This is a genomic window from Hyunsoonleella sp. 2307UL5-6 (assembly GCF_047345485.1).
Taxonomy (GTDB): domain Bacteria; phylum Bacteroidota; class Bacteroidia; order Flavobacteriales; family Flavobacteriaceae; genus Jejuia.
The window spans coordinates 24,682-45,717 of record NZ_JBLFEN010000006.1 but is presented as its reverse complement, the minus strand read 5'-3'; the positions used below and the strand labels follow the sequence as shown (position 1 = coordinate 45,717).

Annotated in this window: 22 protein-coding genes and 1 tRNA gene; 8 read left to right on the top strand and 15 right to left on the bottom strand. The window is 31.7% G+C overall.

Annotated features, from left to right (window positions below; all coding sequences use genetic code 11):
• Nucleotides 1-7: 7 nt before the first annotated feature.
• From msrA to msrB, 4 genes are all read right to left on the bottom strand, one after another.
• The gene (msrA, locus tag ACKGJY_RS11860; protein ID WP_413974110.1) at nt 8-502 is read right to left on the bottom strand and encodes a peptide-methionine (S)-S-oxide reductase MsrA; all 495 of its coding nucleotides are present in this window, start codon (nt 500-502) and stop codon (nt 8-10) included.
• A 27-nt stretch (nt 503-529) separates the two neighbouring features.
• A complete protein-coding gene (locus ACKGJY_RS11855) occupies nt 530-781 on the bottom strand; it encodes a peptide methionine sulfoxide reductase (protein ID WP_413974109.1) in 252 nt (83 codons plus the stop codon).
• Nucleotides 781-2,337 (bottom strand): protein adenylyltransferase SelO, encoded by a 1,557-nt coding sequence (locus ACKGJY_RS11850; RefSeq protein ID WP_413974108.1) that lies wholly within the window; start codon nt 2,335-2,337, stop codon nt 781-783. The genes ACKGJY_RS11855 and ACKGJY_RS11850 overlap by 1 nt, the downstream gene beginning before the upstream one ends.
• A gap of 91 nt (nt 2,338-2,428) precedes the next feature.
• Nucleotides 2,429-2,878 carry a peptide-methionine (R)-S-oxide reductase MsrB gene (gene msrB, locus ACKGJY_RS11845; RefSeq protein ID WP_413974107.1) on the bottom strand — a complete coding sequence of 150 codons (450 nt, stop codon included), beginning with the start codon at nt 2,876-2,878 and terminating at the stop codon, nt 2,429-2,431.
• A 145-nt stretch (nt 2,879-3,023) separates the two neighbouring features.
• Between msrB and ACKGJY_RS11840 the strand changes: the two genes are divergently transcribed.
• Entirely contained in the window at nt 3,024-4,295 is a 1,272-nt protein-coding gene (locus ACKGJY_RS11840) for a Pycsar system effector family protein (protein ID WP_413974106.1), read from the top strand.
• Here the strand turns inward: ACKGJY_RS11840 and ACKGJY_RS11835 are convergent.
• Together ACKGJY_RS11835 and ACKGJY_RS11830 are read right to left on the bottom strand one after the other, a co-directional pair.
• On the bottom strand, nt 4,292-6,670 hold the full coding sequence (locus ACKGJY_RS11835) for a GAF domain-containing protein (RefSeq protein WP_413974105.1): 2,379 nt from the start codon (nt 6,668-6,670) through the stop codon (nt 4,292-4,294). The two genes, ACKGJY_RS11840 and ACKGJY_RS11835, sit on opposite strands and share 4 nt — an antisense overlap.
• A 144-nt stretch (nt 6,671-6,814) precedes the next feature.
• Nucleotides 6,815-6,896: transfer RNA gene (locus ACKGJY_RS11830), tRNA-Leu, on the bottom strand.
• Between the two features lie 100 nt (nt 6,897-6,996).
• Between ACKGJY_RS11830 and ACKGJY_RS11825 the strand changes: the two genes are divergently transcribed.
• The 5 genes from ACKGJY_RS11825 to ACKGJY_RS11805 all read left to right on the top strand — a co-directional run bounded on the left by ACKGJY_RS11825 (nt 6,997) and on the right by ACKGJY_RS11805 (nt 13,247).
• Nucleotides 6,997-8,388, top strand: a complete 1,392-nt coding sequence (locus ACKGJY_RS11825; RefSeq protein WP_413974104.1) for a dipeptidase — start codon at nt 6,997-6,999, stop codon at nt 8,386-8,388.
• A gap of 138 nt (nt 8,389-8,526) precedes the next feature.
• Nucleotides 8,527-9,387, top strand: coding sequence for a DMT family transporter (locus ACKGJY_RS11820; protein ID WP_413974103.1), 861 nt, complete (start codon nt 8,527-8,529; stop codon nt 9,385-9,387).
• Nucleotides 9,388-9,470: 83 nt separating this feature from the next.
• Nucleotides 9,471-9,836, top strand: coding sequence for a BlaI/MecI/CopY family transcriptional regulator (locus tag ACKGJY_RS11815; RefSeq protein ID WP_413974102.1), 366 nt, complete (start codon nt 9,471-9,473; stop codon nt 9,834-9,836).
• A gap of 2 nt (nt 9,837-9,838) precedes the next feature.
• Nucleotides 9,839-11,995: a M56 family metallopeptidase gene (locus ACKGJY_RS11810; protein WP_413974101.1), complete on the top strand. Its 2,157-nt coding sequence runs from the start codon at nt 9,839-9,841 to the stop codon at nt 11,993-11,995.
• A gap of 151 nt (nt 11,996-12,146) precedes the next feature.
• On the top strand, nt 12,147-13,247 hold the full coding sequence (locus tag ACKGJY_RS11805; protein ID WP_413974100.1) for a DUF4407 domain-containing protein: 1,101 nt from the start codon (nt 12,147-12,149) through the stop codon (nt 13,245-13,247).
• Between the two features lie 7 nt (nt 13,248-13,254).
• On the opposite strand, the gene ACKGJY_RS11800 is transcribed toward ACKGJY_RS11805, so the two are convergent.
• Together ACKGJY_RS11800 and ACKGJY_RS11795 are read right to left on the bottom strand one after the other, a co-directional pair.
• Nucleotides 13,255-13,539, bottom strand: coding sequence for an STAS domain-containing protein (locus tag ACKGJY_RS11800; RefSeq protein WP_413974099.1), 285 nt, complete (start codon nt 13,537-13,539; stop codon nt 13,255-13,257).
• A gap of 151 nt (nt 13,540-13,690) precedes the next feature.
• Nucleotides 13,691-13,969, bottom strand: coding sequence for an STAS domain-containing protein (locus ACKGJY_RS11795; RefSeq protein ID WP_413974098.1), 279 nt, complete (start codon nt 13,967-13,969; stop codon nt 13,691-13,693).
• Nucleotides 13,970-14,188: 219 nt separating this feature from the next.
• Here ACKGJY_RS11795 and ACKGJY_RS11790 point away from each other — a divergent pair, with 219 nt between their 5' ends.
• Nucleotides 14,189-14,620 (top strand): YybH family protein, encoded by a 432-nt coding sequence (locus tag ACKGJY_RS11790; protein ID WP_413974097.1) that lies wholly within the window; start codon nt 14,189-14,191, stop codon nt 14,618-14,620.
• Between the two features lie 359 nt (nt 14,621-14,979).
• Here the strand turns inward: ACKGJY_RS11790 and ACKGJY_RS11785 are convergent, their stop codons facing one another.
• The 7 genes from ACKGJY_RS11785 to ACKGJY_RS11755 all read right to left on the bottom strand — a co-directional run bounded on the left by ACKGJY_RS11785 (nt 14,980) and on the right by ACKGJY_RS11755 (nt 20,035).
• A complete protein-coding gene (locus tag ACKGJY_RS11785) occupies nt 14,980-15,558 on the bottom strand; it encodes a PhnA domain-containing protein (RefSeq protein WP_413974096.1) in 579 nt (192 codons plus the stop codon).
• A gap of 39 nt (nt 15,559-15,597) precedes the next feature.
• On the bottom strand, nt 15,598-15,975 hold the full coding sequence (locus ACKGJY_RS11780) for an MmcQ/YjbR family DNA-binding protein (RefSeq protein ID WP_413974095.1): 378 nt from the start codon (nt 15,973-15,975) through the stop codon (nt 15,598-15,600).
• A 135-nt stretch (nt 15,976-16,110) separates the two neighbouring features.
• The gene (locus ACKGJY_RS11775) at nt 16,111-16,719 is read right to left on the bottom strand and encodes a DUF4230 domain-containing protein (RefSeq protein ID WP_413974094.1); all 609 of its coding nucleotides are present in this window, start codon (nt 16,717-16,719) and stop codon (nt 16,111-16,113) included.
• On the bottom strand, nt 16,720-17,469 hold the full coding sequence (locus ACKGJY_RS11770; RefSeq protein WP_413974093.1) for a cyclase family protein: 750 nt from the start codon (nt 17,467-17,469) through the stop codon (nt 16,720-16,722). It abuts the gene before it with no gap.
• A gap of 2 nt (nt 17,470-17,471) precedes the next feature.
• Nucleotides 17,472-18,653 carry a radical SAM family heme chaperone HemW gene (gene hemW / locus ACKGJY_RS11765; RefSeq protein ID WP_413974092.1) on the bottom strand — a complete coding sequence of 394 codons (1,182 nt, stop codon included), beginning with the start codon at nt 18,651-18,653 and terminating at the stop codon, nt 17,472-17,474.
• Between the two features lie 192 nt (nt 18,654-18,845).
• On the bottom strand, nt 18,846-19,397 hold the full coding sequence (gene ruvC, locus ACKGJY_RS11760) for a crossover junction endodeoxyribonuclease RuvC (protein ID WP_413974091.1): 552 nt from the start codon (nt 19,395-19,397) through the stop codon (nt 18,846-18,848).
• Nucleotides 19,397-20,035: an outer membrane beta-barrel protein gene (locus ACKGJY_RS11755; RefSeq protein WP_413974090.1), complete on the bottom strand. Its 639-nt coding sequence runs from the start codon at nt 20,033-20,035 to the stop codon at nt 19,397-19,399. Before ACKGJY_RS11755 ends, ruvC begins: the two co-directional genes overlap by 1 nt.
• Nucleotides 20,036-20,070: 35 nt before the next feature.
• Here ACKGJY_RS11755 and ACKGJY_RS11750 point away from each other — a divergent pair, with 35 nt between their 5' ends.
• Nucleotides 20,071-21,036 (top strand): lysylphosphatidylglycerol synthase domain-containing protein, encoded by a 966-nt coding sequence (locus ACKGJY_RS11750; RefSeq protein ID WP_413974089.1) that lies wholly within the window; start codon nt 20,071-20,073, stop codon nt 21,034-21,036.

Sequence of the window (21,036 nt, the reverse complement as noted above, 5' to 3'; positions counted from 1 at the left end):
AATCCGTCTATAAAAAAGAGTCTTCAAACCGTAAAAAATGACAAGTATATCCATTGGGATTTTTCACCAAATAATCTTGATGATACGCTTCTGCTACCCAAAACGTAGTCCAAGGCTCTAAAGTAGTCACCACCTTTCCCTGCCATTTCCCAGAAGCATTTACTACAGCTATCACCTCTTCGGCTATTTGTTTTTCCTCTTCATTTTGATAAAAAATAGCCGAACGATAACTAGAACCTCTATCGTTTCCTTGCTGATCTACTGTGGTTGGGTTATGCATTCTAAAAAAATAATCTAGTAATGCTTTAAATGAAGTTTCCTCTGGATTATATGTAATTTCAATACCCTCAGCATGCCCTGGATGATTTTTATAGGTTGGATTATCATTTTCTCCACCTTGATACCCCACTTCTGTATCCACAACACCAGGACGTGTTCTAAACAAATCTTCCATTCCCCAAAAGCAGCCGCCTGCTATATATGCTTTTTTATAATTGCTCATTGTTTTATATTTTAAATTCTGGTTTATCTATTTAAGTTTTATGTGCTTTAAAAAATCAATTACTTTTTCCTCCGGCATTTCACAAGGTTTTAAAAATTGGTTACTACTGGTGATGTAATAATTTAAGCTTATAAAATTAGTACCTTGTAATTCTTCGGCATATATTTTAAAGGATTTGCCGTTATTAAAAATCGTTTTGGTAATACCGTATTTTGCATCTTGATATATTCCTTCTGAATACCCTTCTGGTATATTTTTAATAGAATCTGACAACCCCATTACGAACTACAAGACAGCATTGAACACCCCACCTTATCTCTCGCCCAATCTGGTCGTTTTGTAAACCATTTTTGATATTCTTGTTGTTCATCATAAGGTTTTTTAAGCATTTGAAACAACTCATCTATTAGTCTATAATTACCTTTATCAGCGTCATCAATAGCTAATTGCGCCATATAATTTCGTAAAACGTATTTGGGATTTACCGCATTCATTTTTGCTTTTCTTTCTTGATGGGTTGTAAACTCCTGTTGCAATCTCACTTGATAATTTAAAAACCATAACTCCCATTTCTCCTTAATATCACTAGACATATTATCAAAATCATAGAAGGCATTTTTTAAAACTTCAAAACCTGTATCTTCATCTTTAAAATCGCTTAAATTCCTGAAAAATATAGTCATATCAGTTTCAACTAATTGTAGATTTTCTTCTAAATCTTTAATCAAATACTCATCATTATCAACCGTTTCAAATAATCCTAGTTTAGATTTCATCATCTCAAAAGATTTACTTTCAAAATCGGTTTTATATTGATTTAAAATAGCTTCTAAAGGTGCCGCATCTTCAATTAATGGATACAATGCGTTGGCTAATTGCAATAAATTCCATAACCCAATGTTGGGTTGATTGCCGTAACGGTAACGCTTGTGTTGCCTATCGGTGGTATTTGGTGTCCAGCCAAAATCGAAACCTTCTAACCAGCCGTAAGGCCCATAATCTATGGTTAAACCGAGAATAGACATGTTATCGGTATTCATCACACCATGCACAAAACCAACTCTCTGCCAATGCACAATCATTTCTAAAGTACGGTTAGTAACTTCTTTAAAAAATTCAATATATGTTGCTTTTGAAGGTTTACCTAAATGCGAAAAGTGATGCTTTATGGTATAATCTACCAAGTGTTTTAAATTGACATCATCTTGTCTTGCCGCAAAAATTTGATAGTTGCCAAACCGCAAAAACGATTCGGCTGTTCTACACACAATAGCACCTTTTTCATAAGCTGAATTCCCATCATACATTACATCTCTTAGTACTTGATCTCCTGATAAAGCTAAAGACAATGCTCTAGTAGTTGGCACACCTAAATGAAACATAGCTTCGCTACACAAATATTCTCTAATAGAAGAGCGTAAAACTGCTAAACCGTCGGCATTTCTTGAGTATGGCGTTTCACCAGCACCTTTTAATTGTAATGCCCAGTTTTTCCCGTTATGCTCTACTTCGCATAAATTAATGGCACGACCATCACCTAATTGTCCTGCCCAATTCCCAAATTGATGTCCGCCGTAACACATCGCATACGGTGTTGTATTTTCTAGAACTTTATTGCCTGTAAATATATTTAAGAATTCTTCGCTTGTCGTATCAGTTTTTGACAAACCTAAATTTTCTAGCATTTCATGAGACACATGCAATAACTCTGGTTTAGCTGTAATTTTTGGTGTTACGAACGAAAAACATGCCTCAGACACCTGCCGTCTAGAGTTTTCTAGAATTGGGTCTGCGGGTAGCTCCTTATTAAATTTGTCTTTTATGTTGAGTTTCATTAGCGCTTTCTTATTTAAAACTATCACTTTTTAAAAATTTGAAGATTTCATAAAAAAACCTAGAAGATTGGTAGTTCAATTATTTGAAATTTTAAACTGCAGTTTCCAATTGCATAGATTCAGAATTAATGCAGTATCGTAATCCGCTAGGTTCTGGTCCGTCAGGAAATACATGTCCTAAATGCGCATCGCAGGTATTACACATTACCTCAACACGCACCATACCAAAGGCTGTATCTCTTTCATATTTTATAGCGTTTTCTGTTATGGGTTGCGTAAAACTAGGCCATCCTGTACCCGATTCAAACTTAATAGTAGAATCAAATAATGGCGTATTGCAACATACACAATTGTATTTTCCAGCTTCGTGGATACTACAAAGTGCACCACTATGTGGACGTTCTGTACCCTTAAGTCTTGTAATTCTAAATTGTTCTGGGGTTAATTGCGTTTCCCAATCTTTTTCAGTTTTCTCTACTCTTCTATCTGGAGTAGGATTTCCTTTTACGGAAAAGCTAATGACGTCTTTCCAAGTTAGCATAATATAGCTGTCTTTCTTTTTTGAGTTAATAATATATGCTTTTCAACATAAAGGTAGTCGTTATTTTTGTATTTTCCTCGCATCATAATAAATACTATCTATTGCTCTATTTTTATTGTATTTTAGTAGTTATAAAATTCTTTTTATGTCGAAATTGATTGAAAATACTGAAACGTTCGTATTTGATTTATTTAAAAACGAACTAGACCAAACCTTTATATATCACAATCAAACTCATACTGATCGTGTTTTAAGAAGTATACGAGAAATTATTGAAAACACAGAAGTGAATCAAAAAGATGCTGAAATATTAGAGTTAGCAGCGTTACTACACGATACTGGTTATATTAAAACACGAGAAAGACATGAAGAGGAAAGCGTAAAAATAGCTACTGCTTTTTTAGAAGAACAAGGTGCAGATAATGCTACTATAAAAGCGGTAAACACCTGTATTATGGCTACTAAGTTTAAGGATTCGCCTAAGACTGAATTGGGTAAAATAATAAGAGATGCTGATGCGTCTCATTTTGGAAAGAAGTATTTTGCCGAAGCTAGCGAGTTTTTAAGAAAAGAATTAGAAGTACAAGGTATTGCTAGTTACACCCCTGCTGAATGGAGAAACGAAAACATAAAAGTACTCACTAAAAAACACGAGTTTTATACTGATTATGCCTTGAAAAATTGGCAGCCAAGGAAAGAAAAAAATCTATCTAAGCTATTAAAAACTAAAAAGAAAAGAAAAAGCAAACTAAACACTGAGGAATTAAAAGCTAAGTATAAAGCGCAATACAAAAACGAAAGCCCCGAACGTGGTATTCAAACTTTCTATAGAGTAGCTTTAAGAAATCATATAAAGCTTAGTGATATTGCTGATACTAAAGCAAATATTTTGTTATCTGTTAATGCCATTATTATATCGTTAGTATTGGCAAATTTAATTTCTAAATTAGACACAAATCCTTATCTTATTTATCCAACAGCTATTTTTACCATATCATGTGTTATATCTATGATTTTGTCTATAATAGCTACGCGCCCTAATATTACTAGTGGTGAGTTTACTAAGGAAGATGTAGCAAATAAAGACGTAAATCTCACCTTTTTTGGAAACTTCCACAAAATGAGTTTAGATGAATACGATTGGGCAGTAAAAGAACTTTTAAAAGATAAAGATTACGTTTACAGTTCCTTAACTAAAGATCTTTATTTTTTAGGAATAGTATTAGAGCGTAAATACAGAATATTAAGAGTTACTTATACCGTTTTTATGATTGGTATTATAATATCAGTATTTTCTTTTGGATATGCTCTAAAAAGCAACGGTGCTGAATTGGAGGATGTACTACCTGAAGAATCGCCAATATCACTTATTACATCAAAAACAACAAAAACTAAAACTAGTTTTAGCGTGATTTAAGATTTAATCTCTTTCATTAAATCATCGTATGTATAAAAAGTTCTATCATCCTCATTACCATGATATAAAATATCAGCGCGAAGTGCTTTTAAACCTGTAACACCTTGAAGATCTTCTAATTCTACAACCTCAATAGTTTTATCTAAAACATTTTTACTCTGTAAAAATTTAATATAACCAAGATATTCTTCCTCATCTTCTTTTTGAGAATACACTACCGTTATTTTACCATTTTGGGTAATGCGCTCATTAGTTCCTTTAATTAAAGCTTTATCTACACGTTTTTTAACAACCTCATATCTTGCGTTATAGGTGCCGTCTACATCAAATTGCTTTTCATCCATTCTAAACCGAATAGATAATGGTTGATTAAATACTAAAATCATTGAAGCAACATCTAAAGCTATAGGATATAAGTGCTGATTATTGTAGTACTCGTTTTCCATTTCACACATTACCTGCAGTTGCCACAGCCTTAAGTTGTAAAGATAAACCGGATTAAAATTATCTTCTTTAGTAATAGATTCTCCAATATACATGTTGTGCTCTACACCATCTGTTTTGTAACGCTCAAAATAATGTGGATACATAGCCTGTGCGTCCTTTTGCTTTTCATCCAGAAGCGCTGCCATATTTTTATTAATCAACATTATGGTATCGTCATAATTTTTTCGGTAGTAGTAAATTAGGTTTAAATCATCATCTACTTTACTAAAATAATCGTCTATACTAGGTTTAAGTTTTAAATTATTCTTCTGTTGAAACTTTAATAACGGCTCAATTTCTTTCTTTAAAAACAACCCAATACTATGTTCGCTATCTACTTTAAAATTTGTTTTTAACTGCGAAACATATGTGTTTATTTGAAATTGTAACTGTTCGTAAATTGGTAGCTTTTCTAATTCTACAACCTGAGATATTATTTTATCCAGAAGTGATAACTGTAATAACAAATCTTTTTGTGTAGCTAAATTTCTAGCATCAGAAGACCCTTTTACATCTATTTGCCCAAACAAGGGGTAAATATTTTCAAAAACAATCTTTTCAAACGTTGCTTTGTTGCCTATTCTTGTTTTTTCTTTTAAAAATTTACGTGCGGCTTCTCCAAATTTCCAGTATACACTAGGGTGAATAGATGTACATTCTTGTTGTATTACTGCTTCAATTAAATTTTCTTCTACGTTTTTAGATTGTTCAACTGCAGATACTATAAAGGGCATCACATCAATCAATTTATTAGCATTGATACTATTTAGCACCTTTGGTTTTTCTGAAATTATTTCTAAAATACCCATTAGGCCTTTTTCATTAGCAATAGGCGCAAAAATAGCACTACCTATACCTTGCTTATATAGCGATGTAACATGAGGCGCTTTACCTTTAGCTATTTTATGAGCCTCTTTTACATCAGAAATTGTAAAGTATTTTTGCTCATTTAAAAGCCTGTTGTAGGACCAATCACAAAGTGCATCACTACACTCTACCAGTTCTTCATTATTTAATAAATAACTATTGATACCTATACCATGTACTTTTTCAAAAACTTTATCACTTTCATGAAATACTGAAAACCCAACATTTAAATCATTAAGCCCAAAAAGTGAACGAAACACTTCTTGAAACTCATTCATAAAATTCTCATTTTGCCGTTTATCTTCACCTATTAAGCTAGATTTTAATTGAGAAATAGATTGATCGTCAGTAACGTCAAAAATATTAGAGATTACGAAACCTTTGAAAATATAACTCTCTGGCGGAAATTTTTCTTTCCAAAGTTCTATATTTTCAAAATTATCAAGTAATTGGTTATAATCTTCTTGGGTTATTTTTTTAGCTTTAGCTGTTGGTACTATTTCACAAAAATCTGCATTGTAAAGAATTTTATAATATCTATTAATACCCTTAGCATCAGGTATTTCGTAATAAAACGGTCGTTTAAAATTAAGATTATATCCGTAGCAAAAGTTAAGAATAATTGTGCAAGCAATAATATACCTATCATCTTCAGGCATATTTTTAATATTAAGTGTAAAGTCTTCACCTGCAGTACCTATAATTTGTTTAAACCTTTCAGAGGCATTAAAAATCATATCATGAAATGGTACAGATGCTGTTTTTATTTCATTTTTTGTTAAAACAGGCGCAAAGGAATCTTGTAGTATTATACTAATTTCGTGTTGTCGAGTTTTTAAAACTTCTGTATTACTAAAACCCAACCGCAATTCTGGATATGGTGCTGCCGTTTTTAATACACGTTTCGCTTTAGCTGATAGAAATTCGTCTTCATGATCAGCTAATTTTTCATAATGCCCAAGTAGCTTATTAAAACTAACTTTGAGCACCATTGGCGATTCGATATTATCGTTAATATCCATATTGTGATTTATATTGTATAACAAAATTACGAAATATTACATTAGTCGTTATCTGGAAGACTTGCTAACGCTAAATATGTTACAAAGTTTTGTGTTAATTTTAAGAATAAAAAAACGCTTCTCTAAAAAGAGAAACGTTTTTTGTGCGGGCGGGGAGACTCGAACTCCCACACCTCGCGGCACTAGATCCTAAGTCTAGCGTGTCTACCAATTCCACCACGCCCGCAAAAGGATTGCAAATATAATCAAGATTTTTAAATTCCAAACTCATTACCCTAAAAAGTATTCTTTTTTATATTTTTGAATATTACCTTTCTTAATAAACTATGGAAAACATAAAACCTTATATAAAAGAACATCAAAATCGATTTATTGACGAGCTTATCAATTTGCTTAAAATCCCATCTATAAGCGCCGATTCTGCCTACAGAAATAATGTTTTAAAAACTGCAGAAGCCATAAAGACAAGTCTTGAAAATGCAGGTTGCGACAGTGTTGAAATTTGTAAAACCGATGGCTACCCTATAGTTTATGGCGAAAAGATAATAAACAGTAATTTACCAACCATTTTAGTATACGGACATTACGACGTACAACCACCAGACCCTATAGATTTATGGGACTCGCCACCATTTGAGCCTATAATAAAAAACACAGAAAAACATCCAGAAGGCGCTATTTTTGCGCGTGGTGCTTGTGACGACAAAGGCCAAATGTATATGCATGTGAAGGCAATGGAATTTATGACAGCTACTAACCAACTGCCCTGTAATGTGAAATTCATGATTGAAGGTGAAGAAGAAGTTGGCAGTAAAAACCTATCTACTTTCGTAAAAAATAATCAAGAGAAATTAAAGAATGATGTTATTCTTATTTCTGATACTGGCATGATTGCCAAAGATGTCCCATCTATTACCACAGGACTTCGTGGGTTAAGTTATGTTGAAGTTGAAGTTACAGGACCAAATCGAGATTTACACTCTGGTTTATATGGCGGTGCTGTTGCAAACCCCATAAATATACTTACCAAAATGATTGCGGCACTTCATGATGAGAACAACCACATTACCATCCCAGGATTTTACGATAAGGTAGAAGAACTCTCTAAAGAAGAGCGTGCTGAAATGGCAAAAGCACCCTTTAATCTAGACAACTACAAAAAAGCTTTAGATATAGATGCTGTTTACGGAGAAGCTGGTTACACCACTAACGAACGCAACTCTATTCGCCCAACATTAGATATAAACGGTATTTGGGGTGGCTATACTGGCGAAGGCGCAAAAACAGTAATAGCTAGTAAAGCATACGCAAAAATTTCTATGCGCTTGGTACCACATCAGGATTGGGAAGAGATCACCCAACTATTCAAAACACATTTTGAAAGTATCGCACCTAAAGGCGTAAAATTAAAAGTAACACCACATCATGGCGGCCAAGGTTACGTAACACCAATAGATAATATCGGCTACAAAGCAGCAAGTATGGCCTATCAAAACACATTTAATAAAACGCCAATTCCACAACGTAGTGGTGGCAGCATCCCCATTGTTTCTCTTTTCGAAAAAGAACTTAAAAGTAAAACCATTTTAATGGGCTTTGGTCTCGATAGTGATGCTATACATTCGCCAAACGAACATTTTGGTATTTGGAATTACTTAAAAGGCATAGAAACCATACCTTATTTTTATAAGTATTTTACCAAGCTTTCAAAAAAATAATTCGGGCGCCTGCCTACCTGCGGTATCGCAGGCAGGTCACCCACAAGGGGTCGGGCTTTCCGCTATATCTTTTTTGAGAAAAACAAAAAAGGATGCCGCTGCAATCCCTAACGCAAATTCGGCTGCTAAATCAAACAAATGAAAAACCAACATACCAATCACCTTTTATTGCTAGGTTTAGCAACACTTTTTATCAGTACATCCGGTGTTTTAGGAAAGTACATCAATCTGCCAACACCTTTAATTATATGGTTTAGAAGTGTTTTAGCAGCAATTTTCCTGTTTCTGTTTTGTAAATACAGAAAGTTAAACATTACACTACATTCAAAAAAGGATGCGCCAACCATTATAATTGGTGGTATTTTATTAGGCACACATTGGGTTACCTACTTTTTAGCCTTAAAACTATCAAACGTAGCTGTTGGTATGCTGGCAATGTTTACATTTCCAGTAATTACAGCCCTGTTAGAACCCCTTTTTACAAAAACTAAACTCAACCCCATACATATTTTACTAGGGTTTATGGTATTGCTAGGTATTTATATTCTAGCACCAGAAATTAACTTTGAGAGTTCTTATCTCAAAGGTATACTTTTAGGAGTGTTTTCCGCATTTTGTTACGCACTTAGAAACCTTATTTTAAAACGACACGTTACCACCTATGATGGCACAGTACTTATGATGCAACAATGCATTATAGTAAGTGTTTTGTTAATACCTGTATTATTCAATGTAGATGTAGTACAGGTACAAACACAATTGCCCTATCTATTAATTTTAGGTTTAGTTACAACAGCTATTGGCCATTCCTTATTTATTAGTAGTCTAAAAAACTTTTCAGTAAGTACTGCAAGTATTATTGGTAGCGCACAACCTATTTTTGGTATTATTATGGCATATTTCTTCTTAAACGAAATACCTACAACAAACACTTTTATTGGTGGCGCTTTAATTCTGGCTACTGTTGTTATTGAGAGTGTACGGTCTAAAAAAGGGTAGTCTTTTAGTTTTTTCTCCTCTAAACTTGTAGAATCAATATTTTTATTCTACATTTGTAGAGAACATTCTAATCTTGTAGAACAATGCAATTATCAAAAACGGAAGAAGAGTTAATGAATCACCTCTGGAAGCTTAAAAAAGCATTTATGAAAGATTTGCTAGATGCTTATACTGAACCCAAACCAGCAAACACTACAGTAGCGACCCTATTAAAACGCATGACTGGTAAAGGTTTTATTGCATACAAACTTTATGGAAAATCTAGAGAATACTATCCTTTGGTAAAAAAGAAAGACTATTTCTCAAAACATGTAAATGGGTTGATAAAGAACTTTTTTAACGATAGTGCTTCACAGTTTGCATCATTCTTTACCAAAGAAACTAACCTATCTAAAGAAGAGTTAGAAGACTTAAAAACCTTAATTGATAGTGAAATTAAAAAGAAATAGTTATGCTTTTACTCCTATTAAAATCTAGTGCTTGTTTAGCTATTTTTATGCTGTTTTATAAACTACTTTTAGAACAAACTAGCGCACATACTTTTAAGCGATTTTACTTAATTGGTATTCTTATAATTTCAATCGTAATACCATTTATAACTTTTACAGAATATGTAGAAGTAGTCACTCCAGAGCCACAAAATTTTACTGTTTCCCCACTTCATAACTACTCAATACCTCAAAATGTTGAAATAATTGAGACTAGAACATTAGAAGACTATTTACCAAATATTTTATGGACTATTTATGTGTTTGGGGTTATATTATACGCATTCAGATTCTTTAAAAACTTACACCAACTTTTTACAAGAATTAAAGCCAATGAAAAAATTAAAAACAAAAATTTTATAATTGTTTTACTGCAAAATTTAGTGACACCACATACCTTTTTCAATTATATTTTTCTCAACAAAACCTATTACAAACAGAACAAAATACCTAATGAAATAATTCTTCACGAACAAACCCATGCTAAACAAAAACATGCCTTAGATATTCTATGTATTGAACTGCTTCAAATACTTTTTTGGTTTAACCCATTGCTATATTTTATAAAAAAAGACGTCAAATTAAATCATGAATTTTTAGCAGACCAAAGTGTTATAAACAAAGGCGCTAACACAAAACATTATCAACAATTATTATTAGCATTCTCATCAAATGCTCCGCAAAATCAATTAGCAAATGCCATTAACTATTCATTAATCAAAAAACGATTAACCGTTATGAAAATAAAAACATCAAAATTAAGTATTTGTCTTAGAAGCTTTATTTTTTTACCAATACTTGCGATATTAATATATGGGTTTAGTCAAAAAGTTTCGATTGAAAAAAATAATAATTTAGACACAAATCATCTTACAGAAATTCCATTACTAAAGGAAGGTAATGGCGTAACTGAAGCTACCCTTAAAGAATATAATGATTTTACAAACGAATTTAATAAAACCCGAAGAATTGGCTATGATGAACATTTAAGGTTTACTGCCATTTATAAAATGATGACAAAAGCACAACGTAAGGTTGTTAACAAACCTCATTTTCAATGGTTTAATCTGAACAAAATAAATGCTATACCACGCCATCCAACACAAAAAGAATTTAATCGTTGGAAAAGTTCAAAAAACCTCACATTTTCTATTGATGGAGAAACTATAAAAACCAAAGAATTAAATAATTACACACCACAAGATATTTATAGCTATTCAAATAAATTTTATAATTCTGAAAAAGGCTCTTATGAGTCTGGACACTATATATTGAAAACAAAAAAAGGGTTCCAACAACAAAATCAGGATTATAGAATTAAAACATATAACAAAATGTTTTTAAAATATTCAAATGAAATAACGTACTATTTAAATTCTGACACTCAAAATGATTCAGAATTAAAAATTTTAAAAACTCAACTTGATGATTTATATAAAGTCTTAACTTTAGAAGACATAATAAAATTCAAGCTTTTAAGAGCACCTAAAATCCCAAACAAACTTCAACAAGAAAAAACTCAGAAAAAAGCCACTCTAAAACAAATTATAGAATATAATAAATTGGCTAAGCATTGTATTTCTCAACTTGAAAGCGAGTTTCCAATCATAAAACTCAAGGATGTAAAAAGAATAAAATACTTATATGGTATAATGTCTAAAGACCAAAAAAAGAATGCAGAATCGTATCCCGATTTTTCAAAAATACCTCCACCTATACCTCCACCAGTTACACCTGAAACAAAAAAAGAAACAAAAGAAAAACCTTCAGATATTCTTGCACCCGCAACAAATAAAGAAACAGCCCATACAAAAAAACTAAAAGAAAGCCTCTATTTATATTTTGCAGAAAAAATAAAACAATATGATGAACAATTAAAATCGGCAAAAACAGAAAAAGAAAAAGTAGAAATAATAAAACAAAAAAAGTTTTTAAGTGAACGACTTGACCTTATCTCAAAAAATTTAGAAAAAAAAATAGAGTCTATAAATAAACTACTAAAAGTAGCGAAAAATGATATTATGAGAGCCACTTTAAAAGAACAACTTAACAGTCTTAATAATAGCGTCTTGTTGCTAAAAAATTTAGATGATTCTATCAAATCTGTAGAAAATAAATAAAAGATTTAGTTTTTTTTAAGCTAAAACATAATGTAGGTTTCAAATTATATATGCCATTTTTCAATATAATTATGTAACAAATCCAACGCTTTAACGTTCTAATAGTCAATCATCAATCTGCCTTAGGCAGTCAATCAAAAAACTATCAATCATGTTAAAGCGTTTTTTCATCATCTGCTCAGGGGCAGACACCCAAATTTTAGAGAATTGTTCTACAGGAGAACAAAATAAATATGCTGGTATTGGCGCTACTGTTTTCTTTACGGCCGTTATGGCTTTTATTGCTGCTGGTTATGCACTATACACCGTGTTCGACACTATATTTACAGCCATCTTTTTCGGGTTAATCTGGGGGCTGCTTATTTTTAATTTAGACAGATATATTGTTTCTACTATTAAGAAGACAGGAAGCACTTTTGACGAATTTATCCAAGCTACACCAAGAATCATTTTAGCAGTAATTATTGCCATTGTAATTGCAAAACCGTTAGAATTAAAAATCTTCGAAAAAGAAATAAACCAAGTGTTGTTGGAAGAGAAAAACGCTATGACAATGGCAAATCAAAATCAAATAGCGGAACAATTCACTCCTGAAATTGAAACCTTAAATACTGAAATAGCTGGTTTACAAAACGACATTAAACTAAAAGAAAACGAAGTAAACAGTTTATATAATACCTATATCGCCGAGGCAGAAGGCACTGCAGGAACCGAGTTATTAGGAAAAGGACCCGTATATAAAGAAAAGCGCGAAAAACATGATGCAGCATTAGCAAATTTGCAAACACTAAAAGCAGAAAACGAGGCTAAAATTAAAGCTGCAGAAACTAAAATTACCGAACTGAAAGGAGATTATAACGATAAGGTGTTAAGCACTCAACCTATTATCTCTAACTTTGACGGTTTAATGGCACGTATTAATGCTCTAGATAAATTACCTTGGCTACCCTCATTTTTTATATTCTTGTTGTTCTTAGCCATAGAAACATCTCCAATTTTTGCTAAACTTATCTCGCCAAGAGGTGCTTACGACTATAAATTGCAAGATGAGGAAGAAACGCTTAAACATGTAATACTGCAAAATAAACACCAAAGAGCCGCATTGTTACATACAGAGAATGCTTTGAATGATAGTGTATATTCTGATATCACAGAAGATCAGGAACTATATGCCTATAAAAACAAAAAGGCTCGCGAATTATTACAATTGCAAGCCGATACTTTTTATAAAAAACAGAAATCTATTTTATAACTTAGATTTATGCAGCAGCTATTTCTTGTGATTTGAAATGATCATAAAGTTCTTTACAACCTAGCCCAACTATATATAGTTGTTTATTATCTTTTATAGATTTTACATGTAAATCTGCTAGAGCATTAACCCCAAAACGATCAACAGTTTTTAAACCTTCAATACTGATGGTTAATTCACTAAATTTTTTGAGTGCATTTTGTAGGTTAGTTTGAAATATCTCAACATTATTCTTGTTGATTTCGCCTCTTAATTTAATAAAATTATTACAAGTAACTATTTCTAAATCCATATCATTTTGTGTTTTATATCGGTAAATTTGGAGTTTAATCGATTATTTTCGTTGTAAATATAACAAAAAAATAAAAAATCGTACAAAAAATACAATAAAACACAATTACCTATAAATACGTAAATAGATAATTAAATATAAATTTAAAAAATTATGCAGCTTCAAAGGCTTTAAAATGATCGTAAAGTTCTTTACAACCTAAACCAACAATTGAAAGTTGAATGTTATTTTTTATGGACTGATTGTGTAAATCTGTTAATGCATCAACGCCATAACGGTCTACACTTTCTAAACCTTCTACGCTAATAGTTAGTTTATTAAACTTTTGAAAAGCGTCTTTAAATTCTGATTGGAATTCGTTAACGTTTTTTTTGTTAAGTATTCCTTTTAATTTGAAGAAATTATTACAACTAGTAATTCTTAAATCCATAAGTATTTATATTTTTTAATTCAACAATAAATTTGGGCTATTAATCGTCTGATTATGATGTAAATATAGAAGGTAAAGTTTAATTACATTTTAGTTTTCGATAAATTGAGCCATCTTTTAGTTAAAATCAAAATGCATGCCAATTTTATCGACAAGAAACACTTTTGGCATGGTTTTTTATTTACATTTACCTAGTTTAATTATTGAAAACCTACAGTTATGAAAAATATATTTTTACTTTTTTGTGTTTTAACCTTTGGCACTACTCATGCCCAAATTAATAAAGGTGCTGATGTAAAAGCAATAAACAAGGTGTTAAAAAAAGCACGTATAGCATGGTCTAACAACGACATAGAAGGCTTTATGGATAGTTATTGGAAAAGCGACTCTTTAGCGTTTTATGGTAACAAGGGCGTTACTTATGGATGGGAAAACACACTAGACCATTATTTAACCTATTACCCTACTGCCGCTTACACTGGCAAACTAAGCTTTAAAATAAACGCTGTTAATAACATATCTCCAGATTCCTATTATGTTTTAGGCGAATATCATATTAAACGAGAAGTTGGTAATGCCGATGGTTTTTTTATGCTAGTGTTTAAGAAGATAGATGGTAAATGGAAGATAATTGCTGATACTTCGGCTTAATTATTGATTTTTGGTTGTCATTAATCTTTATAGTTTACTCACTTAATTATAATAGTATCTGTTACTGAAATAAAAAGTAAGTTAGTATCGCTTCTTTGAAAGAAGTAGCTAATAGTCATTATAATTTTTTACATATTGGTTTAAATTTTAGTATGGTCTTCTGCATAAGAAATAGTAGCTGCAACCTTTATGTTAGCTTTAATAGACGAAAAAATTAATATTTAAAACTAATGGTTCTTTTAAAATAAGATTCTGAAATAAGTTTGAGACTGCTACGCATAAAGATATACCGGATAGCCCGACCCGATTTATGGAGGGCAACCTACCTGCTATACAGCTGATAAACAGGTGACCAAATATTAAATTTTCTTCACATAATCTGTTATAATAACGATGTGTTGCGCACCTACTTTCCCTTCTATATATTTGTCATTATCACGGTCTAAACGAATGTTACGAACCGCTGTACCTTGTTTTGCAACCATACTGGTGCCTTTTACTTTTAGGTCCTTAATTAAAACTACAGCATCACCTTGCTCTAGTATAACACCGTTAACATCGCGATGTATAATTTTCTCGCTATCGTCTTTGTCTTCGCCTGTGGCACGTGCTAATGCCATTGCATCATCATCTAAATACATCATGTCTAGCAAATCTTTAGGCCAACCTTCGTTACGCAACCTCTGCAACAGTCGCCACGCCATAATTTGTACTGCTACATGCTCGCTCCACATACTATCATTTAAACAACGCCAATGGTTTACATCCATCTCAGCATCAGCATTTATTTGATTTAAACAGGTATTGCACGTTAAAATGGTATTTGCAACGTTCTCATTTAGCGCAGGTGGTATGGTATATTGTTTTAAATCAGTTGTAGAACCACACAACTCACAGGTGTTATTACTTCTATCTTTTAAGGTTTGTAATACGCTCATTAAACTATATTTAATGTTGCAATAATACGTGTTTTAACGCTAAGAATCGGGCAAACTGTGTAATTGTTCTCGTAGCTTTTTAGTCATACCTTTTACAACCATATCGTAAGAATGGTCTATAAGTGCTTTTATAAATTGTGGTTTTAACTCGCCTTTATAAATGCTAATGGTATTCCAGTGTTTATTGCTTACATAAGGACCAGCATAAACGCTTTTGTAGGTTTCTCTAAGTTCTATGGTATATTCTGGGTCGCATTTTAAGGTAATGGTAGCCTCTCCTTTATCCCATAATTTTAATGGTGCTAGCACAAACATTTTAGTTAATACTTTAAAGACTAGCGTACTTTCATCAAAAGGAAAACTCTCAGACACACCTTTTTTACTTAAACAATAGATTCTTAGTTGTTCTATATTCATGTTACATATTCAAACTAATATATTATAGCCTTACCCACAAGAGGTCGGGCTTTCACTAGTCGCTCTCTGCGAGGAGCTACAACATGCCGTTAAATACTTAATACGGATTTATTTTTATCTGCTAAAAAAAAGCATCTATTCCAAGAGCTTATTATCTGTAGCATCTATCTTTAACGCTGTATAGTCTAACTTCCAACCAATAGTTTCAACAATAGTTTCAATCAATAAAATAGTCTCTAAAGCTTCTTTTTGGGCTATTTCAATTAATCCACTTTCGGGGATTTTTGCATTTATATGTACCTTAGCTTTATTGCTTAAATCTGTTAAATCATTGGCTTCAAACTTATTAAAATATCCATCGGACTTGTCGTAATAATTTAAATTAGTTTCGATAGATAACACTTCGGGTTGCGGAAAATGCTCTAAAATAATTTTCTTTTTATCAGTATCAGATTTCAATTGTATTTTAGATAAATCGTACCCTACGTGTGCTTTAGCATTAATAACCACGAGTGCTTTCTTTTTACTAGTAATTAGTTTTAAAAACTTTTGCTTTACATCTTCGTAATGATAAATCTCGGCAAAATCGCCTTCAACGGTAATAAACTTACACACCTTTTTTATCTTATTTAAAAGAATAGTAGACTGTGCATTGACTAACTGTTTTTTCTTAAAAGATTTAAAAACTGTAACCACACCTAGCGTTACTAAGGCGGCTAAAATTATTGTTATAAAAATTTCCATTTATTTCATTACTTTATACAAAATAGGTTTACTTGGTGAAGCATCATTTTCAAAAGGTGCTATCTGTAAATTTAAAAAATACTCGCCATCATCGACTCGATTTGACACGTAAATTAATTCAGTAATTGTAGCATCTATTCGTAATTTGCCTTTAGTATTCCAAAACGCATTATGCCCTAACAGTTGGCATTCATCTTTTTCTTTATCTATACTTGGTGTATCAATTAGTAAGTGCTTTACTCCTTTTTTTACCAAAAACTCCACAGCATCTTTAAGCAAATAAGGCCAATTAGTGTTGGAGTATTGTCGTATTAGTTTTTCTTTAGTATTGGGTATTGTTCTTATTACAACAGCATCTCGTTTTTTATTGCCCAGAGCAAACTGCAATTGTTTTTTAGATACAACTTTATCTTTTTTATAATTTTCTGGAGCTACCGTAATAACTTCGGCTAAAAAAAAGAACTGTTTTAAATGTTGATTTACAGAATGCATTTTTTCTGTAATATGTCCAACACATTCTGTATGCGTACCGTGAGCATGCGGGTTAAAGGTTATGGTGTTAAAATTTACACAGGCTTCCTCTTTTACTGAAGCTACCCACTCTCCATCGGTTACTGGTTCAATCTTTGGCGAGTCTACATACCACGCATTTACGTTATCCTCTGAGGCCCTAATTGGCATTGAAATATCTAACGGTTTTGATAAATCAATTTGTAATTTTCTAGAGTTATATTGAATTGTTGTAATCAAAATCAATTAATTTTAAAAAGGCTAGAGGCGATACCATCACATAGAAATTTGCCCTTTTTGGTGGTTAATAATTTGTTATCATCAATATACAATAAATGTTTATTTATAAAAACTTCAGCTTGCTCTAATAGATATGTTTTGTATGAGACACCAAAATCTTGGTTTACCTTTTGCAAAGAAACACCCCAAATGGTTCTTAAACCCGTCATGATATACTCATTAAACTTATCGGTTGTAGATAACGTTTCTATCTCTAAAGGTAATTTATCTTGTTGTATATGCTTAATGTACTTTGTATTATTAGACACATTCCAACTACGTTGGTCACCATTAAAAGAATGTGCTGAAGGCCCAATACCCAAATACGGTTTCCCTTGCCAATATGCCGAATTATTTTTACTAAAATACTCGGGTTTACCAAAATTAGACAACTCATAATTTATAAAACCGCTAGTTTCTAATTTTTCAACCAATATATTAAATTGTTGTTGCGCCAAATGGTCGTCTACGTTTTTAATAACCCCTTTTTTAATCAAAGATGCTAAAGCAGTTTTTGGCTCTACAGTTAAGGCATAACATGAAATGTGAGGTACGCCATAAGACAACGCCATCTCAATATTTTCAATCCATTCTGCGTTACTCAAACCAGGAATACCATAAATTAAATCGACTGAAATATTATCAAAATATTTTGTGGCTTCATTTAAACATAGTTTCGCCTCCTCTGAATTATGAGCGCGATTCATCAATTTTAAATCCCGCTCAAAAAAAGATTGAATACCTACACTTAATCGATTAATAGGACTTTCTGCTAATGCTTCTATTTTCTCTTTCGATAAATCATCTGGATTTGCCTCTAGCGTAATTTCAGGATTATCTGATATTTTATAATGTTTGTATACTTCAGAAATCAGCAATTCTAATTCGTTATTTGCTAATAAACTTGGCGTGCCACCACCAAAATAAATGGTTTCTACACTTTGATTTTTTAGTTCGTCTTTTCTAAGTTTAATTTCTTTAGATAGGCAACCAATAAGTTGATCTTTCTTTTTTAATGAAGTTGAAAAATGAAAATCGCAATAATGACAGGCTTGTTTACAGAATGGTATGTGGATGTACAGAGCCCCTCCTAGCCTCCCCGAAGGGAAGGAAATCTCACTCTTACTCTTGAAATTTTGACTCATGTAATTGATCTCTATTGAAATTGGGGTTGAACTTTCTTTTTACTACTAGTTTTCTCTTAAAGGCTATATAGAATGAGTATCCCACAACACCAAATACTATAATAATTGAAAGCCAAATGTATTTATTCGATTTCTTTTTGAATTTGGTCTTGTAGAGTTCCAAGATTAGAAGACATAAAAAACCTATATAAATCACCCGAGTTTATCTGGATTATTTTTTACAAAACTAGCCCATCCAGAATAATTTTTTCCCACCTCAATTCTACCAGAATTATAAAAGTGACAAACCGCTGCAGCTAAACCATCAGTCGCATCTAAATTTTTAGGAAGCGTTTTTAAACCTAATAAACTTTGCAGCATTTTAGCCACTTGCTCTTTACTAGCATTTCCGCTACCTGTAATGGCCATTTTTATTTTTTTTGGTAAATATTCTGTTATAGGTATTTCTCTACTTAAGCCAGCTGCCATAGCTACACCTTGAGCTCTACCTAACTTTAACATACTTTGTACGTTCTTACCAAAAAATGGCGCTTCAATAGCAATTTCATCGGGATTGTGTGTTTCTATAAGCTCTATGGTACGCTCAAAAATTAGTTTTAATTTTAAGTAATGATCACTATACTTTTTTAAATCAAGTTCATTCATTTGTATAAATGTCATTGTTTTTCCTACCACTTTAATAAGCCCGAATCCCATGATAGTTGTCCCAGGATCTATACCTAAAATAATACGTTCTTTCTTCATTAATCTCCACAAAAATAGCAACCGCTTAACGATATAGATGCGCCAAAAGTTACTGTTAAAATATTACCATTAAATGCTCCAAAACCAGATGATATTGGATCAAAATCTTTTCCCATTCCTAAAATATAAGACGTATCTAAAAATACGGTTAAACTATCTGAAACACCATAATGAAACTCTACACCGCCCATAACATTTAAAAACGACACGTCGTTATTTATAAAATTACCTAATGGTTTAACGAAACTATATCCAGGTCCTGCATGTAAAAATGTACCCATACGGTTAGAAAACGAAATAATTTGAGATGCATCATAAACCAGTTGTAAATTAACACGAGAGTAGTTTAATTTAAATGCTGCTGTGTGTTTTTTATTTGAAATTCTGCTAAAACCATAATCTAACTTCCCACCAAAATTCTTTGTAAACATATATTGTAATCCTAAGTTTACCGTTGGAAAATTTAAAGATTTACCTTCAAAATTACCTACAAACCCATTACTTGACGGACTATTTACACCCAAAGCTATCTGCCCTTTAAATGTACTTGCATCTACTTGTGCAAATACTGAAATACAAACAAATAATGAGCATATCCAAAAAGCTATCAATTTATGTATCCTTAATTTTGGGTTCATAAGTAGTTTAATGTTTATTTTGCAACTTTAAAATTATGCACTACGCGCTTCCATACAAAACTAAACAATTCTTTTTTGTACTCATTAAACTAAGTATTGTTATTGGAGCTGGATATTTTATATATCAAAAATTAATAACTAATCCTGATTTAGATTTCAATACATTCATTCAACTTACATCAAAAAACGGTATTTTATCACTCAAAAACAGTATCATATTAGTCGTTTTGTCATTTTTAAATTGGTTTTTAGAAATTATTAAATGGCAATATTTAGCTAGTGTTGTTAAAAAAATTAGCTTTAAAGATGCTTTACATCAAAGCTTAGGTGCTTTAACCGCATCATTATTTACGCCCAATAGAATAGGTGAATATGGTGCAAAAGCTATATTTTACAATAAGCCATATCGAAAAAAAATATTACTTGTAAACTTACTAAGTAATATAATGCAAATGAGCATCACTTTGGCTCTAGGCATAATAGGTTTTAGCATATATAGTAACAGTTATGATATTGCAGTAAATTATTATAAAATAGCACGCTTTTTAACACTACTACTAACCATTATTGTTTTAATTATTTTAGGTATTACTCAAAAACGTTATAAGATAAAAGGTATTTCAATACAACGTATTAGAGACTTTGTCATGCGTTTTCCTAAATCAAAATTACATTTAGGAATATTGTTATCACTTGGGCGATACTTAATTTTCTCATTTCAATTCTTTGTAATATTATATTTTTTTAAAGTAAATATTACATATTTAGAAGCAATACCTGTTATTACATCTATGTATTTAATCACATCTATATTACCCTCTATTTTTATTTTTGATGTAGTAATTAAAGGCAGTGTAGCAGTGTATTTATTTTCGCTTTTAGGAATTAATGATCTTATTATTTTAAGTACAATTACAATTATGTGGCTATTAAATTTTGTAATTCCCAGTATCTTTGGAAGCTTTTATGTATTAAATTTTAAATTCTCGGCACAAAACTAA